This is a genomic window from Endozoicomonas sp. GU-1, from assembly GCF_027366395.1.
Classification (GTDB): domain Bacteria; phylum Pseudomonadota; class Gammaproteobacteria; order Pseudomonadales; family Endozoicomonadaceae; genus Endozoicomonas.
Genome location: NZ_CP114771.1, coordinates 3676310 through 3692777, shown reverse-complemented (window position 1 = coordinate 3692777; position 16468 = coordinate 3676310). Strand labels below are relative to the sequence as shown.

Genomic DNA, 16468 nt, shown 5'->3' with positions numbered 1-16468 from the left:
TGGCAAACCATGAGCCTGAAGATCAGGAGTATGCGGCTTAGCGCCGCTGACCTATTCTCGTGATACCTCAGGGAAACTGCTTATGACCTATGTATAAAATCAACTTGCCATTAAAGCTGATTTCAAATACCGTGCATGACACAAACCGACCAGTTGGTATGTATGGTTTGTTCAGATACAGGTGAATCCCGTGGACAGAAAGCAACTAATTCTTCACACCGCTATCGAACTGTTTGCAACAAATGGCTATGAGAAGACATCCATCGCCACCATTTGCGAACACGCCAAGGTGTCAAAGGGTGCCGTCTTTCACCATTTTAAAAACAAGGAAGAACTCCTCAGAGAAGTGTTCCTCCATATGGCCGAGGCTGTCAGTGAAGCCGAGGAAAAACTTAGTGACATCAACGGCGAGCTACCTGCTAACGAACGGCTAGTAATTCTTCTGGAGCATATTTTTTCAGGGATGGCTTTACCCGAAAAGCAGCTGACTCACCGGTTTGAATTCCAGACACTCTGCCAACCTTCGATGCGGATAGTTTTAGAAGATTTGATTGAAAAGCGGTACCAACTAATGATGGCTCAGTTTCAGTCAGTTTTGCGAGATATACCTTCGGCTGTGGGCGTTGTTGACAGTCATATGCTGATCGCCGAGATAGACGGTATCGCTTTGAATTACTTGTTTGCAAACGATGACTATCCACTGGAAAAAATCAAACAGCGATTCATCAAAAAGTACCTGTTATTACTGGGTTTTTAGGAATTGAAATGAAAACACCTTACGACATTCAATACGAAGCCTTCGCTGCGGCTGGCGGCCTGTATGATGAGCGCCATGCAAAACTGTATGCACAGTTCGCCGACGACCTGATTGCAGACGGCAGTTTCTCTATCGTCTATGAAGGTGTGGCACATGGATGCTACACCCCGATCACCATCGACACGGCACCACATCTTAAGTGCTACGTTCTGGCACCTCTGGCGGTGCTGCCTGAATATCAGGGTAAAGGTTACGCCACCCGACTGATGGAAGAAGCTGAAGCGCAGCTGGATGCTGACGTGATCTTTGTAATGGGTGAACCGTTCCACTACGGTAAACGCTACAACACACCCCATAAGGTCCTGCCGCCAGTAAGAACTCAGGCACCTCTGGAGTGTTGGTTTGCCCGAGAGTTGACTCCGGGCACTATGGATGGTGTTGGAGAATCCACCTCCAGCATAACCGGACCTTACGCGGCTCCGCTAATGTGGGGACACCCGAGCGAACAGGTGTGATAGTCAGGGGGGCGTTTTCCGCCCCCTCCCTCTGCATGTTCGATATTTGAGACCAACACAAAGATTTGATCAGCCAGGGATTTCAGGAACCCGGCGTTCAAACATTATGTATTACTTCTGAATCAACGGAGAGTTTTTGCCAGAGCCCGTCTAATCCTGTGTTCATAGTCCAGGTCACATAAAAGTCTGTTGACATTCCATTGCCTCAGCTGAAAGAGAGCGGAGGCTGTGTTGTCATAAGTTAATAAAGATTAGGTCTGCTTCATTGAATATATCAAAGCGTGATCAGCGAGTTTTACATGTCCTCGCATTGGGCGGGGAGATCCGTTGCTACCGTAATGAAAACGGTAAAATCAATGACATCATTTGCTACACACGCGACGGTTATGTTTTGTCCAATTTTACGGACGAGATTTTTAAACCTCTGAAGAGTAAAAAACTCATCAGCTCGAAAAATAGCGCCCCCTATCGCATCACACAGCTGGGTGCTAGGAGACTGTCCGAGAATAGCGCCCGTAGCGAGGATGGCAGTAAATTGAGGATAAAAATTTCGTTTTGTGAGGTGAATAGCGGGGCTATTTGCCGAACAAAACGGAATTTTTAGACCAATTTGCTGCCACCGCAGTAGGGCAGCCTATTCTCGGACAGGCTCCTAGTTCCGTTCAATCACAAATGATGCAGCGTTAGTGCTGTATCATTTGTCTTTCAAATAAAAACAGCTTAAGAGGGACGTAACACCAGTGGTGCATATGGTGCACAGTGAACTTTTCGAGGGAATGGGCACAATACCCCATTACGTTGACTCATCCGCACAACACTCCTCGCTGAGAAACCCCATGACCTCATTGAAGGTGGCGAACTGGGGAATGCAATACAGTGTCCTGCCATCCCGCTTCTGCTTAACCAGACCCACAGAGACCAGGGCTGAAATATGGTGGGAAAGGGTTGAACCCGGAATGTCCAGCTCTTTTTGCAGGGTTCCCACCGGCACACCCTGATGGCCTGACCGGACCAGGCGTTTGTAGATTCCAAGTCGTGAAGGGTGACCCAACTCTTTCAGAGCCTTGGCGCAGGTATCTAGATCCATGGTAGAAAACTTATGCGGCAAATAGTTCGATGATAGTGGAAATATGGTGGGTTTGTACAGGAACTGCTTCCGGTTTGTTGATTGTTTTCAGGAAGCAGTCAGTAAGTATTTACTAAGCCGAGTAGTGAGCAATACCATCCATAAACATCTGCACCGAGAGCATCACCAGGATCATCCCCATCAGCCGCTCAATGGCAAATATGCCCCGACTACCCAACAGTTTCATAATTTTACCCGACATCATCAGAATGGCGGCGCTCAATGCCCAGGAGATAAAAACGGCCATGGCCAGTGGCCACTGATTTCCCGGATGCTGGCTGGAGACCAGCATCAGTGTTGCCAGAATGGATGGGCCGGCAATCAGGGGAATCGCCAGGGGAACAATAAAGGGTTCACCGTCTGGGGTACTGCCCATGATGCCACCACCCCGGCTGGATGGGAAAATCATGCGAATGGCGATAATAAACAGGATAATCGCACCGGCAATACTGACCGATTCCTGCTTCAGATGCAGTGATAGCAGCAGGTATTTTCCGGCAAAAAGGAAGATCAGAAGAATAACCAGGGCAATCAGCAGCTCTCTGATAAGCACCTTGCTACGCCTCTGTTCAGGAACGCCTTTCAGAACTGAGATAAAGACAGGCATATTGCCCAAAGGATCCATGATCAGGAATAGCAGTATAACGGTTGAATAAATGTCCATGTTTAAAAAGCCAGCTGTGTTTATCAGGGCGCGCTTATAACATATTCACCAGAGGCATAGAAAGACCTCCGGTGGGATATTCAGGGCAATAAATCAGCCAATGACACTTTGACGGGCAAGGATATTCAGCAACCGGGAATCGTGGCTCCTGCCATCACCATTGCCGTCAAGATCAATGGTTTCCTCCAACTGGAGCTTGAAGTGGTGCTTATCGGCGGCTTCCCTGGCTTCCCTTAATTGTTCGGCTTTTAAGGCTGCATCGGCTAACTCGGCTTGTATATAAATAGGGTTGTTTTCCTGGCTCACATCGTAAAGTTGGCTCATATGAAATTCCTTTTGCAAGTGAATGAAAACAGTCATAGCTTGTATTGATAAATTCAGATTAGTTATGACCAGTCTGTGAGTCATTACTACTTAAGTCATAAGGATGATTAAAAAATGCAGGGGGAGTAATTAACGTTATGATTTTTAAGTGGTACTAAGGACTTGATCAAGGGCTGGATGCAGCCCTTCTACTATTTATTAAGAGCCTGACTATCAAGAGCCTGATTATCAAGATAATTATCTTTCAGTTTGACATAGTTGCCAGCGGTGTACTGGAAGAAACTGCGCTCTTTTTCCGATAGTTCCCGTGTTTTTTTGGCCGGGTTTCCCTTGTAGACAAAACCACTCTCAAGACGCTTGCCCGGGGGAACCAGACAACCGGCTGCGACAATCACCTCTTCTTCCACCACGGCACCATCCAGAATAATGGCACCAATACCAATCAGACACCGGTTATGGATGGTACAACCATGCAAAACCGCTTTATGCCCGACCGTTACCTCATCACCAATGGTCAACGGATGGCCAGCGGGGTGGTAATCACTGGCATGGGTAATGTGCAGAACTGAACCATCCTGTATGCTGGTTCTGTCGCCAATACGGATGGAATGCATATCGCCACGAATAACCGCCGTTGGCCATACCGAGCTGTCATTGCCGATCGTGACATCGCCAAGCACAACTGAGCTCTCGTCGATATAGACCCTTGCGCCAAGAACTGGCATTTTATTATTGAAGCTTCGGATGGCTTGACTCATTGAGCAGGGCTCCTCTGGTGTTTCTGCCTCAGTGGATGCAAATAATGGCTAGGAGGCTGTCCGAGAATAGACTGCCCTACTGCGGTGGCAGCAAATTGGTCTAAAAAGTCGGAATTTTTTAGTAAATAGAACCACTATTGACTAAAAAATTCCGACTTTTTATCCTCAATTTTCTGTCATCCTCGCTACGGGCGCTATTCTCGGACAGCCTCCTGGTGCATTGACCGGATTCTGCTTGAATTCACCGGATGACGCACCCATCTATTACCAATAATTACCATGAAATTTAAAAAGTATAGAGAGCTGTCTTATGATTAACCCGCTACTGGAATCCAGTGAACTTCCCCCATTTTCCAAAATTCTGCCGGAACATGTAAAACCCGCCATTGAATCCATTATTGCTGATAATGAAAAGGCACTTGCCAAGTTACTGGCTTCCGGTGCCGCTTTCGGATGGCACTCTTTGCAGGAGCCCCTGGATCAGTTGGATGACCGGTTGGGGCAGGCATGGTCACCGGTTGGTCACATGAACGCAGTCGTCAACAGTGAAGCACTGCGGGAAGCGTACAATGGCTGTTTGCCGTTGCTATCTGAATACTCTACCCGTCTTGGCCAGAACCGTCAGTTGTTTGAGGCTTACCAGTCTCTGGCAGATTCTGAAGCGTTTAAGCAGCTGGACAGCGCTCAGCAGAAAGTCATTAACGATAACCTCAGGGATTTCCGTTTAGCCGGTGTTGCCCTGGAAGATGAACAGAAAGCCCGTTACGGCGAGATCAAAAAACAGCTGTCGGAACTGACCAGCAAATTCTCTGACAATGTTCTGGACGCCACCATGGCCTGGAGCAAGCTGATTACCGATGAATCGGAGCTGGCCGGATTACCCGAGTCTGCCCTGGCCGGGGCAAGGCAGCTGGCCGAGTCAAAAGAGAAAGCGGGCTGGTTGTTGAATCTGGATTTTCCAAGCTACTTTCCGGTGATGACCTATTGCGATAACCGGGAGCTCAGGAAAGAGGTTTACACCGCCTTCTCTACCCGCGCGTCTGACCAGGGGCCAAATGCCGGGGAGTTTGATAACACGGACAACATCAAACAGATCCTGCAGCTTCGCCATGAACTGGCCCGGTTACTGGGTTTTGAGAACTACGCTGAATACTCCCTGGCTACCAAGATGGCCGAGTCACCGGATAAAGTCATTGAATTTCTGCAAGACCTGGCCGCCAAAAGCAAGCCCCAGGCGGAGCAAGAGCTGGCGGAACTGAAAGCGTTTGCCAAAGCAGAGTACGGCGTTGAAGATCTTGCAGCCTGGGATGTTGGCTATTATGGCGAGAAACTCCGGCAGCAGCGATACGCCATTTCCCAGGAAGAACTGCGCCCATGGTTCCCGGCGGAAAAAGCCATTGCCGGAATGTTTGACGTGGTCAATCGACTCTATGGCGTTGAGTTTGCCACGGTGGATAACGTGGATACCTGGCATAAAGATGTGCGCTTTTTCAACATCACCAGAGAAGGAGAGGTGATCGGTCGCTTTTACCTGGACCTTTATGCCAGGGAACATAAGCGTGGTGGTGCCTGGATGGATGTCTGCCGTTCCCGCTGGCAACAGGATGGCAAGTTACAACTGCCGGTGGCCTACCTGACCTGTAACTTCACACCGCCGGTGGGCGATAAACCGGCGCTGTTAACCCACGACGAAGTGGTGACCCTGTTCCATGAGTTTGGTCATGGCTTGCACCACATGCTGACCAAAGTGGATTATGCGGCGATTTCCGGCATCAGCGGCGTTGCCTGGGATGCCGTCGAACTGCCCAGTCAGTTTATGGAGAACTGGTGCTGGGAGAAGGAAGGGCTGGCCATTATCTCCGGCCATTTTGAAACCGGTGAGCCGCTGCCGGAAGCGATGCTGAATAAATTGCTGGCGGCAAAAAACTTCCAGTCTGCCATGATGATGGTCCGACAGCTGGAGTTTTCTCTTTTGACTTCAAACTGCACAAGGAATATCGCGATAACATCGATGTTCAGTCCTTGCTTGATCAGGTGCGCCAGCAGGTGGCAGTGGTGCTGCCGCCATCCTTCAACCGTTTTCAGAACAGTTTCAGCCATATCTTTGCCGGTGGCTATGCTGCGGGCTATTACAGCTATAAATGGGCTGAGGTGTTATCCGCTGACGCGTTTTCACGCTTTGAGGAAGAAGGGATTTTTAACCGGGAAACCGGTGAGTCCTTCCTCCATGAGGTGCTTGAAAAAGGCGGTTCTGCTGAACCTATGGAGCTGTTTGTCAACTTCCGCGGCCGAGCGCCAGAGATTGATGCGTTGCTGCGACACAGCGGTATTCAAACGGCTTAATGGCTGGGCTTTGCAGTTATTTTGCCCCAACCATGATAAGTTTTGCCGTTAAATGACGGCTATTTGAAATAAATACGCAGCAGAGCGCTTGAGGTGCTTTCTGTTGCGTATAACTGTCACATCAGTCAGGGATTAAGAGCCATGAAAACCAAGCGCTTTATTGCAGGAGCGGTATGCCCTTCCTGCGGCACAATGGATTCAGTTCGAATGTTCCGCAGTGAGACTGAGCGGGATTACCGGGAATGCGTGGAATGCGGCTTCAGCGATGAGATGGAAGTCAATCCGAGGCTGGAGGGGAATTTGCCAGAGGCCCGTATTGCCCGGGAAGAGAGTATTCTGGAAGATCATACCGACATTATTCGATTTGTTGATGAACCACCGGTAAAAAAGCAGTAAGGGTACATTGATGATGGTCTACCTGACTGCGTGAGATAATCGGATTTTGCCAACCAACCAGAGCTGCCCGGCAACAACCAAGGGCAAGTTCTGTTGATATGTTACCACCAGTACCGGTATCCACGAATCCTGAAGAAGTGCAGTAGTTTTCCATCCAAATAATCGAAATGCTGCATTATTTCGTGCCTTGAACGGTGTTTGGGGGGGGGGGTTGGAGGTTGCATGGCCTTTCTCCCGAAGGGTTACCCGGAAATAGAAGTCGCTGCAAAAGGTGAAATGGCAGGAGGTTGAGCTGGTTCAACCTTAGGCATCGGTTCAGGCCGAAGCAGTAAATTTAAGCTCAATACCCAGGTTGTTGGAAAGGCAGTTCCAGCGTGACCAGATCCTGATCCACTCCTCAGCACTGCGATCATGGATAAACTCCCTGAATTTCTCTTCATGATAAATCGCTTGCGAGCGCATCATCTGATCCACCGTTTTATCCACAATCACATCCAGCGCATTGGCAAACTTTTCCCCCAATATTGAATGAACAATCAGGTTCGCCCAGGTCATATTCATGGGGATGAGCGTTGATCCGGTTTTTACAAGATATTGGTCGTTTACTTCTTCAATAAGCCGATGGGCAAAATAGGCTTTATCAAGCAATAAATCGAGCCCGGAAACGGGTTGATCCCGGGTTATGGCCGCCATAAAGTTTTCTTCAGCAATATCCAGAAATGGTGAGATAAACCGGTGAATACCCACTTGCCGGGAGGCTTCATTAAGCGCTTCCAGAAAATCCGGCACATGGTCAATATAATCCATCGTAAAGATCAGCAATGTCTCACAGGCATTATCATCAGGCAGCTCAATCGTGCGATGTAATTGTTCAATCCGATCACTGATAAGCGTTTGCAGATGTCTGCTTTGCGCTTCCAACTCTTTGACCTGAAGGATTAACTGTCGGATTGCCTGTACATCCATATTGACCCCCTGTGTTCATCCATTCGTGCCAGCAGGAATGACTGGCAATGGCTGTCTGGTAGATGTTTAAAAGACCATAGTACCAACTATAAAACAAGAGATGGTAAATATTCCTTTTTCATATATTTCAATATTTTTATAAATAAAAAATAATATAAAAAACACTGCAAAATAAGGGTTTTTCTAAATTTTGGAACTGGTTGTGCAGTCAAAAAAATGGCACACAATATATGCCATGCCAGCTTTTCCCAGAGGCATCTCAGGGGTATCTGGAATGATAGAGATTTTTTTCAACAAACCGGAACTATCTGTTGTTCAATTGGATCCAATGACCGCGAAATGATAAGCGATGGAAGTCGTCAATTTTGTCTGCCTGAAATCTATGGCCTCAAATTAACTAAAGGGTCTATAGAGCTATGCCTCCGTTAGCAAGTTCCAATGCTCAGCCAATATCTTTACCACCGTCTGAACCAGAGGTCAGCGAAGCTGCTATCGCAACTGCATTCAATAGCAACGTTCAGATAACACCCTCCTGTTCACGCCAGCTACCTGATTCCGGGGAGCGTCCAGAGCTCTCGCTGGATGAACAACAAATTACTGCTGTTAAGCCTGGTGTCGTAAAAACAGAGCTTGGCAAATCACCGACGAAGTTTCAGGAAAATGATATATTGCTGATTTACCCGCAAGGTTTTTCTAACCACTCAAGCTTGGGTTTGCACGTAAATCCCGGAAAACTGAAAGATGCTCTTAGACGGCATATCCATGACATATTGGATTATCGTTGGGTATGTGATCAGATCGAAGATGAACCCACTCGGGAAGGAGAACAGTCATTAGCGGATTCAATAATAACAAGGTTGCCTGCAGCGTTATATGAGTTCCTGAACAAAGACTGGTCTGGTAGAGACTGGTTTGTCCCCGAGGAGTATCAAGCTCTGGCGAAGTTCCACTTTGCATTCATTTTTTTCGATGAAGACGATCTTTTGAATTACGAAGTATGTGAAGAACAAGGTTGGGAATACCCAAGTTATGGGTACGAAAAGTGCAGTGAATTTAAAAAATTTTTGATAAAGGAGTGCTTGCCTCTGCGCAAAGGCTGGAGCGAAGACGAAGTGCAGTATATTGAGGCGTGGCTGAAATACGAATTGGGACGTTTTCAGAAGTATCCTGACCGAGATCGTGAGAAGCGCTACTATTGCCATTATGGCCAATTAAAAGCTGGTTTTGTGTCAATCTGCGACAATAGTCACTGTATGCATGAAAAACGGGCTGCATATAATCGCATTAAAGAGCTTGAGAGCCAGGTGGAAAAATTGTCATAAGACTCCTTGTCTTATCAAGTAAGGAATTGTCCGAGGGCAAAAAGGCCATCGGTCCTTGCCTCTGGCAATGGTCGGCAATTGCTGGAACTGATGATTAAAGATGGCAAGTCTCTGCTTACTGCTGGGTCGACAGAAATACATTAATTCACTCGTTCGGATAAATCGATAGAATCCGATTATCAAATTAAAGGATATGAATTAGCTATGCATCCGTTAGCAAGTTCCACTGTTCAGACCCCTGTACTTATGCCCGAATCAGACAATTGTCCAATTATTGCCACTGGAGGATCCAATGGGTCAGTTTATGAGGCTCCTGCCTGTGCACGCTATATTCCCAATCAACAGGTCTGCGCAGGGAGTCCAGAGCAGTCGGTGGATGAACATCTGATCACTGCTCTAACGTCTTGTGCCGTAAAAATAAAGCCAGAACAGCCTAAGGTAAAGTTTCAGGAAAATGATTTATTGCTCGTTTATCCCTGTAATTCTCACCTCGGACGCGCTCCCGGTCTCGATTTGGAGATCAACCCGGAAAGACTTAAAAACAGGCTTGAATATCAGATAACTGAATTTTTGAGGAATCGATGGATAAACGGAAAGAGAGAAGATGGCCCTACTAAGGATGAAACAAAGTCACTGGCTGATTCAATATTAGCAAGGCTGCCTGCAGAACTGACTGAGTTCCTGAACAAAGACTGGTCTGGTAAAGAGTTGTTCGCTCCCGAAGAGTATCAGGCACTGGCCCGGTTCCACAGTGCAATGATCCTGGCTAAACATGAGCGTATTAATTATTTGTGGGCATTCGTGAATGACGAAGAGTGTGAAGACGTTAACGACTTTATTGTTAAAAATAATATTCCCCTGAGCATTCTCTGGAGCAAAGACGATGAAGAATTTCACGAATTTTTTAACAAGGAGTGCATGCCCCTGCGTGATGGCTGGAGCCTGGATGAAATAAAGATTATAAGGTATTGGCTGAAAAGGGAGCTGAGTAAACCCGTTAAAACGTGCCACTATGGCATATTTAAAGCCGGTTGTGTAACGGTCTGCGACAACTGTCAATACAGTGTTATTGAAAACCGGGAAATGTATGAGCGCTTCAAAATGTTTATGAGACAGAAGCAGAAATTGTCGTAACACAGCCATTTTTGCAGGTGGCTTAACGTTTATTTCATAAGATCCCAAAGAGGCAACGGCGAACCCTGTTTATAAAGGGTGATAGAGCCTGGTTAGACTTACTGCTTCTCTGATTTTTGCACAGGGGATTGTCTTTAGTTACAACAGAATGTCTTGGTTATAAATTTTTGCACCATAGAACCTAAATAAAATATTGTTTAATTACAGCCCTTTACAGGCGTGATATGGGAAATGTCAGGAGTCTATTAAACGACATTTATAGTATTTTAAAATTGGCGATTTCATTTTCTTTCAGCATGTTGTTTAATGGTTTTTTAGAACTATACTCTATAACGATTATTGTCAGACTTAGAGTGTTCTGCTTTGAATGATTTGCCATAGTATTTTTATGGCATGAGGTGTTGGATTTGCAGTTATGTGTTTGCTAAGCAGTTTGTTTTGGTCTCAATACTGATTGCATATCTGCTCTTGAATAGATGTAGTGGGGTTTTTCAGATCAGATAATTATAAGTAATCTCGCTTCCTCTCAATAAACCATCTGTGGTTTACCTGCGTAAATGACACAAACGGGCTTTATCATGGGGTGGAGACGATGAACGCTGGTAACAACACAAGACCATTGGAAAGGTCGGTATCGTGACACAGGCAACCGGACGAAAAACTGCTCCGTTGGCAGTCGCACCTCTGAGAAGTAAAGCAGCGCAACAAATCTGCACAATAATAATAAGAAGTTTCCGCTGCGATCAGCGGATAGTCAGGGGATGTAAGGGAATAATGATGCAGCAGGCGAAATCTCTCTTTCTTCTTCTTGCGGGACTGGCTGTAACGGGTAGTAGCCGTGCTGCATGGGAAGTCAATATGACCGAAGGTGTGACGGCGGTCAGCCGGAATATCTACGGACTCCATATGACCATATTGATGATCTGTGTCGTGATCGGCCTGATTGTCTTTGGTGTCATGTTTTATTCCATTTTCAAGCACCGTAAATCCAAGGGCGCAGTAGCTCACCAGTTCCATGAAAGCACACTGGTTGAGATCGTATGGACATCCATTCCTTTTCTGATCCTGGTGCTGATGGCCATTCCGGCGACCAAAACGCTGGTGGAAATCTACAATACTGACGAGGCTGATATTGATATCAAAATTACCGGCTATCAATGGAAGTGGCAGTATGAATATGTCGGAGAAGATGTCTCTTTTTTCAGTAACCTCAGTACACCCCGGGAACAGATCAGAAATGTTCGGGACAAAAATCCCAACTATCTTCTGGAAGTGGATGAGCCGCTGGTGATTCCTGTGGATAAAAAGGTTCGCTTTCTGGTGACCGCTGCTGATGTGATTCACTCCTGGTGGGTGCCGGCCCTGGCAGTCAAGCGCGACGCTATTCCCGGATTTATCAATGAGGCCTGGACCAATATTGAAGTGCCCGGTACTTACCGAGGGCAGTGTGCCGAACTGTGTGGTAAGGATCATGGCTATATGCCCATTGTGGTTGAAGCCAAGTCACAGGAAGACTATGACGCCTGGCTGCAGGCGAAAAAAACCGCAGCGGGCAAAGAGCGTGAGCTGACCGATAAAACATGGACCATGGCGGAATTGATGGACAGAGGTGAGCAGACCTACACCAAGGCTTGCGCTGTATGTCACCAGCCCAACGGTGTCGGCATGCCGCCGATCTTCCCGGCGCTGAAAGGCAGCCCGATGGCCACTGAAGCGGATCAGATCGGGGCGCATGTCGATATTGTTATGAACGGTAAGAAGGGCTCGGCAATGCAGGCCTTTGCCGGCCAGCTGAGTGAGGTGGACCTTGCTGCCGTGATCACCTATGAGCGGAATGCCTGGGGCAATGACACCGGTGAAATGGTGACCCCTCAAGAGATTGTGGAGTACAAGAAAACTGGCGAATACGCAGAAGATCCGGCCAAGCAGACCATGCCAGATAACCAGCAGGCGAGCCTGTAAGGAGAGTAGATATGACTTCGGTAACAGATACTGCTTCTTCCCTGGATCAGGAGCATCATCACGGGCCTGCCAAAGGATTGATGCGTTGGGTTCTGACCACTAACCACAAAGATATTGGCTCCATGTACCTTTGGTTCAGCTTCATTATGTTTCTGACCGGTGGGGCCATGGCCATGATCATCCGGGCTGAACTGTTCCAGCCCGGACTGCAGATTGTCGAGCCGGCTTTTTTCAACCAGATGACCACCATGCACGGTTTGATCATGGTATTCGGTGCCGTTATGCCAGCTTTTGTCGGGTTGGCTAACTGGATGATTCCCATGATGATCGGGGCTCCGGATATGGCCATGCCGCGGATGAACAACTGGAGCTTCTGGATTCTGCCCTTTGCTGCCGTGATGCTGGTGAGCACCTTGTTTATGGAAGGGGGGGGGGCCCAACTTCGGCTGGACCTTTTATGCGCCACTATCAACAGACTATTCACCGCCTTCAACAACGTTTTTCATCTTTGCCATTCACATGCTCGGGATCTCTTCCATCATGGGGGCGATTAATATCATCGCGACCATCCTGAACCTCAGGGCTCCGGGGATGACCATGATGAAAATGCCCATGTTTGTCTGGACCTGGCTGATCACGGCTTATCTGCTGATTGCGGTAATGCCAGTGCTGGCGGGTGCAGTGACCATGATGTTGATGGATATTCATTTCGGTACCAGCTTCTTCAATGCCGGTGGTGGTGGTGATCCGGTACTGTTCCAGCATATTTTCTGGTTCTTCGGGCATCCGGAAGTCTACATCATGATTCTCCCCTCCTTCGGTATTGTCTCCGCCATTATTCCGGCATTTGCCCGCAAGCCCCTGTTTGGCTATACCTCCATGGTGTACGCCACCGCCAGTATCGCCTTTCTGTCGTTTATTGTCTGGGCACACCACATGTTCACGGTGGGCATCCCGCTGATTGGCGAGCTGTTTTTTATGTACGCCACCATGCTGATTGCGGTACCCACCGGGGTGAAGATATTCAACTGGGTGACCACCATGTTCCGGGGTTCCATGACCTTTGAAACCCCGATGCTCTTCTCCACGGCGTTTGTGGTGCTTTTTACCATTGGTGGTTTCTCAGGGCTGATGCTGTCAATTGCCCCTGCTGATTTCCAATATCACGACACCTATTTCGTGGTGGCTCATTTCCACTATGTACTGGTGCCGGGGGCAATTTTTGCCATCTATGCTGCCTGCTACTACTGGCTGCCAAAATGGACTGGCTACATGTATGACGAGACGCTGGCCAAAGTGCATTTCTGGATGTCCTTTATCGGGATGAACCTGACGTTCTTCCCAATGCACTTTGTCGGGCTGGCGGGCATGCCACGCAGGATTCCGGACTACGCACTGCAGTTTGCCAACTTCAATGAAATGGCCAGTATTGGTGGTTTTATGTTTGGAACCACGCAGCTCCTGTTCCTGTTTATCGTGATTAAATGCATCAGGGGGGGAGCAAAAGCCGAGGCCAAGCCCTGGGAAGGTTCTGAAGGGTTAGAGTGGAGTGTGCCATCACCAGCGCCCTATCACACCTTCACCACACCACCGGATGTAAAGTAAACGACAGGAGTCTGTATGAGTGAACAGGATAGAGAGCAGCCTGAAGCCATTGAGCATTCAACTCGCCGTACTGTCATTCGCTCCATACTCGTAGCTTTTGGCATGTTCGGTTTTGGTTTTGCCATGGTGCCACTGTACAACGTGTTCTGTCAGGTGACTGGCCTGAACGGCAAGACCGATCCTGACCCATACATGTACAAGGCGGCAGAAGCCAAAGTGGATACCAGCCGCGATATCAAGGTGCAGTTTGTGGCCACGAAGAATGCGGGCATGAGCTGGGACTTTTACCCCAGTACTCCCCAGGTCACGGTGCATCCCGGTGAACCGGGCCTGCTCAACTTTGTTGCGAAAAACCCCACGGGTAAAACAATAGTGGGCCAGGCCATTCCCAGTGTGACGCCGTTTGAAGCCACCAACTTCCTGCATAAGGTCGAGTGTTTTTGTTTTACCACACAGACGTTGCAGCCATGGGAAGAAAAGGTGATGCCACTGCGGATTATCGTCGATCAGGATCTGCCGAAGCATATAAAAAAGCTAACCTTGTCTTATACGCTGTTTGATGTAACCCATTTGAACTGAATGTTTTGAGCTTTATTTTCTAAAGAAGATTGTTCGGGAGAAAAGGCGTACTCCCTGTCAGATCAGGAGAGGTGAAAGAAAGTATTATGGCTACCGAAGGTACCTACTACGTTCCGGCCCAGAGTAAATGGCCAATCATTGCGTCTATTGGACTTTTTCTGACCCTTCTCGGGGCCGGCATGATGATGAATGACATGAGCGCCGGTGTTAAGGACTCTAGTGCACACTATGTGTTTTACGCCGGTGGCCTGATTATGGCCTGGATGCTGTTTGGCTGGTTTGGCAATGTCATTCAGGAGTCCCGGGCCGGGCTTTACAGTCCGCAGATGGACCGGACATTCCGCTGGGGAATGTTCTGGTTTATTTTTTCCGAAGTGATGTTCTTTGCCGCACTGTTTGGTACCCTGTTCTATGTTCGGGTTCTGGCCGTCCCCTGGCTTGCCGGGGAGGGTGAAGGGGCGATGACCCACGAGATGCTCTGGCCAGATTTTACTGCGAGCTGGCCACTGATGGTGAATCCGGACAATGCTCTTTTTGTGGGCGCTGCTGATGTTGTGGATCCCTTTCACCTGCCGTTGTTGAACACGCTTCTGCTGGTTGCTTCCAGTATCACACTGACACTGGCCCACCACGCACTGCGCGCTAATGACCGCTACAAGATAAAACTGTGGTTGATCCTGACGCTGGTGCTCGGCACCGCATTCCTGTTTTTCCAGGTTGAAGAGTACATTGAGGCCTATAACGAACTGGGGTTGACCCTCAGTGCTGGTATTTATGGCTCAACCTTCTTCCTGTTGACCGGTTTTCACGGTGCACATGTAACCCTGGGAGCCATTATGCTGGCGGTGATGCTGGTGCGGGTTTTTCAGGGGCATTTTGAGGCAGATAACCATTTTGCCTTTGAAGCCGCCAGCTGGTACTGGCACTTTGTAGATGTGGTATGGGTTGGACTGTTTATTTTCGTATATCTGATTTAACGGTTATCGATACAACCAGGGTGCCTGGCTGTGGATATCTCCATGAAGCCAGGCGGCGACAATAATCACCATAATCAAAACAGTGAGACCGATACGAACTTTCAGGGAGTTCAGCAGTTTGGGCGAACTCTTCTTCTCAGTCAGCAAAAAATAAAAGCCGGTACCCAGACTGATAACCACGGCAATAAAAAGAACAATAACGACGAATTTTATCCACATATTCCTGGCTCAAGAAAGTTATCCACAAGGCAAACTCCTGAGATGAACTCAGTATTTTCCACACTTTCTGGGACACAATAGCATAGAAAGACCGTTCACTTGATGTTTGGATTCAGATTGAAGTTGACCCTGTTAGTGATTGCCACCCTGCCGGTACTGGTGAGTCTGGGCTTCTGGCAACTATCACGGTACGAGCAAAAGTTGATGCTGGAGCAGGCTTATGAGTCTCGCCATGCTCTTGAGCCGTTGTCACTTTCCCAGGCTCAACGCCACGAAGATCCTTTGTTTCTCCCTTTTACGGTGAGCGGCCAGTTTGACCTGGATCGCTACTTTCTTTTGGATAATCAGGTTTTCCAGGGCGAGGCCGGATATGAGCTGTTCATGCCGTTTCTGACCAATGACGGAGCATGGTTGCTGATTGACCGAGGTTGGATTGTCGCAGGTGATCGGGAACGACTGCCCGAGGTGATGACAGATCCGGAGCATCTGATACTGACCGGCTTTGCGTATAAGCCTCTGGGTAAACCCTTTATGCTGGCGGAAGACATCTGGGAAGAAGGCTGGCCGAAACGCATCCAGGCGTTTGACCCATTGAAAATATCGGAAGCCATAGAGAGCACGACGCCGGATTTTTACATGGTGCTCAGAGCCGGCCAGCCGGGTGCTGAACAGATGCGCCCAACGGTGATTAATCTGAAATCAGAGAAGCACTTGGGCTACGCCTTTCAATGGTTTGCCATGGCACTGGTCCTGCTCTTGCTGTATGGGTTCCAGATGATTCGCTCAGGTAAGAAGCACAAGAACAAGCATGACATGTGAGG

16 protein-coding genes and 2 pseudogenes are annotated in these 16468 nt (G+C 48.2%); 12 read left to right on the top strand and 6 right to left on the bottom strand.

Annotated elements, in window-relative coordinates; genetic code table 11:
• Window positions 1–190: 190 nt before the first annotated feature.
• From O3276_RS15475 to O3276_RS15465, 3 genes are all read left to right on the top strand, one after another.
• A complete protein-coding gene (locus O3276_RS15475) occupies window positions 191–757 on the top strand; it encodes a TetR/AcrR family transcriptional regulator (RefSeq protein ID WP_269672140.1) in 567 nt (188 codons plus the stop codon).
• Between the two features lie 8 nt (window positions 758–765).
• A complete protein-coding gene (locus tag O3276_RS15470; protein WP_269672139.1) occupies window positions 766–1272 on the top strand; it encodes a GNAT family N-acetyltransferase in 507 nt (168 codons plus the stop codon).
• 265 nt (window positions 1273–1537) lie between these two features.
• Window positions 1538–1876, top strand: coding sequence for a YjhX family toxin (locus O3276_RS15465; RefSeq protein ID WP_269672138.1), 339 nt, complete (start codon window positions 1538–1540; stop codon window positions 1874–1876).
• 189 nt (window positions 1877–2065) lie between these two features.
• On the opposite strand, the gene O3276_RS15460 is transcribed toward O3276_RS15465, so the two are convergent.
• The 4 genes from O3276_RS15460 to O3276_RS15445 form a co-directional block, all read right to left on the bottom strand.
• Window positions 2066–2359 (bottom strand): ArsR/SmtB family transcription factor, encoded by a 294-nt coding sequence (locus tag O3276_RS15460; RefSeq protein ID WP_269672137.1) that lies wholly within the window; start codon window positions 2357–2359, stop codon window positions 2066–2068.
• Between the two features lie 112 nt (window positions 2360–2471).
• Window positions 2472–3062 (bottom strand): YhgN family NAAT transporter, encoded by a 591-nt coding sequence (locus tag O3276_RS15455; RefSeq protein ID WP_101745362.1) that lies wholly within the window; start codon window positions 3060–3062, stop codon window positions 2472–2474.
• 93 nt (window positions 3063–3155) lie between these two features.
• Window positions 3156–3386: a hypothetical protein gene (locus tag O3276_RS15450; RefSeq protein ID WP_145999792.1), complete on the bottom strand. Its 231-nt coding sequence runs from the start codon at window positions 3384–3386 to the stop codon at window positions 3156–3158.
• A gap of 191 nt (window positions 3387–3577) precedes the next feature.
• Window positions 3578–4144, bottom strand: coding sequence for a gamma carbonic anhydrase family protein (locus O3276_RS15445; RefSeq protein WP_269672136.1), 567 nt, complete (start codon window positions 4142–4144; stop codon window positions 3578–3580).
• 310 nt (window positions 4145–4454) lie between these two features.
• Between O3276_RS15445 and prlC the strand changes: the two are divergent.
• Together prlC and O3276_RS15435 are read left to right on the top strand one after the other, a co-directional pair.
• A pseudogene (gene prlC / locus O3276_RS15440) lies at window positions 4455–6487 on the top strand (oligopeptidase A).
• A 141-nt stretch (window positions 6488–6628) separates the two neighbouring features.
• Window positions 6629–6883, top strand: a complete 255-nt coding sequence (locus tag O3276_RS15435) for a YheV family putative zinc ribbon protein (RefSeq protein WP_269672135.1) — start codon at window positions 6629–6631, stop codon at window positions 6881–6883.
• Window positions 6884–7198: 315 nt separating this feature from the next.
• Here O3276_RS15435 and O3276_RS15430 read toward each other — a convergent pair whose 3' ends face one another.
• Window positions 7199–7849: a hypothetical protein gene (locus O3276_RS15430; RefSeq protein WP_101745357.1), complete on the bottom strand. Its 651-nt coding sequence runs from the start codon at window positions 7847–7849 to the stop codon at window positions 7199–7201.
• A 416-nt stretch (window positions 7850–8265) separates the two neighbouring features.
• Between O3276_RS15430 and O3276_RS15425 the strand changes: the two genes are divergently transcribed.
• The 6 genes and pseudogenes from O3276_RS15425 (at window position 8266) to O3276_RS15400 (ending at window position 15428) form a co-directional block, all read left to right on the top strand.
• A complete protein-coding gene (locus tag O3276_RS15425) occupies window positions 8266–9171 on the top strand; it encodes a hypothetical protein (protein ID WP_269672134.1) in 906 nt (301 codons plus the stop codon).
• A 204-nt stretch (window positions 9172–9375) separates the two neighbouring features.
• Window positions 9376–10305 (top strand): hypothetical protein, encoded by a 930-nt coding sequence (locus tag O3276_RS15420; RefSeq protein ID WP_269672133.1) that lies wholly within the window; start codon window positions 9376–9378, stop codon window positions 10303–10305.
• Window positions 10306–11079: 774 nt separating this feature from the next.
• Window positions 11080–12267 carry a cytochrome c oxidase subunit II gene (gene coxB, locus O3276_RS15415; RefSeq protein WP_269672132.1) on the top strand — a complete coding sequence of 396 codons (1188 nt, stop codon included), beginning with the start codon at window positions 11080–11082 and terminating at the stop codon, window positions 12265–12267.
• 11 nt (window positions 12268–12278) lie between these two features.
• Window positions 12279–13872: pseudogene (ctaD, locus tag O3276_RS15410) on the top strand (cytochrome c oxidase subunit I).
• A 15-nt stretch (window positions 13873–13887) separates the two neighbouring features.
• Window positions 13888–14451, top strand: coding sequence for a cytochrome c oxidase assembly protein (locus tag O3276_RS15405; protein WP_269672131.1), 564 nt, complete (start codon window positions 13888–13890; stop codon window positions 14449–14451).
• Between the two features lie 86 nt (window positions 14452–14537).
• Window positions 14538–15428 (top strand): cytochrome c oxidase subunit 3, encoded by an 891-nt coding sequence (locus O3276_RS15400; RefSeq protein WP_269672130.1) that lies wholly within the window; start codon window positions 14538–14540, stop codon window positions 15426–15428.
• Window positions 15429–15431: 3 nt separating this feature from the next.
• On the opposite strand, the gene O3276_RS15395 is transcribed toward O3276_RS15400, so the two are convergent.
• Complete coding sequence (locus O3276_RS15395; RefSeq protein WP_101745351.1) at window positions 15432–15647, bottom strand: DUF2909 domain-containing protein; 216 nt, start codon at window positions 15645–15647, stop codon at window positions 15432–15434.
• Between the two features lie 117 nt (window positions 15648–15764).
• Between O3276_RS15395 and O3276_RS15390 the strand changes: the two genes are divergently transcribed.
• Window positions 15765–16466, top strand: a complete 702-nt coding sequence (locus O3276_RS15390; RefSeq protein WP_269672129.1) for an SURF1 family protein — start codon at window positions 15765–15767, stop codon at window positions 16464–16466.
• The last annotated feature ends 2 nt before the right edge of the window (window positions 16467–16468 follow it).

Excerpts from the sequence above, each read along its gene's own strand:
- O3276_RS15470 (WP_269672139.1), top strand. The coding sequence starts at position 766 with ATGAAAACACCTTACGACATTCAATACGAAGCCTTCGCTGCGGCTGGC.
- O3276_RS15460 (WP_269672137.1), bottom strand. The coding sequence starts at position 2,359 with ATGGATCTAGATACCTGCGCCAAGGCTCTGAAAGAGTTGGGTCACCCT.
- O3276_RS15455 (WP_101745362.1), bottom strand. The coding sequence starts at position 3,062 with ATGGACATTTATTCAACCGTTATACTGCTATTCCTGATCATGGATCCT.
- O3276_RS15450 (WP_145999792.1), bottom strand. The coding sequence starts at position 3,386 with ATGAGCCAACTTTACGATGTGAGCCAGGAAAACAACCCTATTTATATA.
- O3276_RS15445 (WP_269672136.1), bottom strand. The coding sequence starts at position 4,144 with ATGAGTCAAGCCATCCGAAGCTTCAATAATAAAATGCCAGTTCTTGGC.
- O3276_RS15435 (WP_269672135.1), top strand. The coding sequence starts at position 6,629 with ATGAAAACCAAGCGCTTTATTGCAGGAGCGGTATGCCCTTCCTGCGGC.
- O3276_RS15430 (WP_101745357.1), bottom strand. The coding sequence starts at position 7,849 with ATGGATGTACAGGCAATCCGACAGTTAATCCTTCAGGTCAAAGAGTTG.
- O3276_RS15425 (WP_269672134.1), top strand. The coding sequence starts at position 8,266 with ATGCCTCCGTTAGCAAGTTCCAATGCTCAGCCAATATCTTTACCACCG.
- O3276_RS15420 (WP_269672133.1), top strand. The coding sequence starts at position 9,376 with ATGCATCCGTTAGCAAGTTCCACTGTTCAGACCCCTGTACTTATGCCC.
- coxB (WP_269672132.1), top strand. The coding sequence starts at position 11,080 with ATGATGCAGCAGGCGAAATCTCTCTTTCTTCTTCTTGCGGGACTGGCT.
- O3276_RS15405 (WP_269672131.1), top strand. The coding sequence starts at position 13,888 with ATGAGTGAACAGGATAGAGAGCAGCCTGAAGCCATTGAGCATTCAACT.
- O3276_RS15400 (WP_269672130.1), top strand. The coding sequence starts at position 14,538 with ATGGCTACCGAAGGTACCTACTACGTTCCGGCCCAGAGTAAATGGCCA.
- O3276_RS15395 (WP_101745351.1), bottom strand. The coding sequence starts at position 15,647 with ATGTGGATAAAATTCGTCGTTATTGTTCTTTTTATTGCCGTGGTTATC.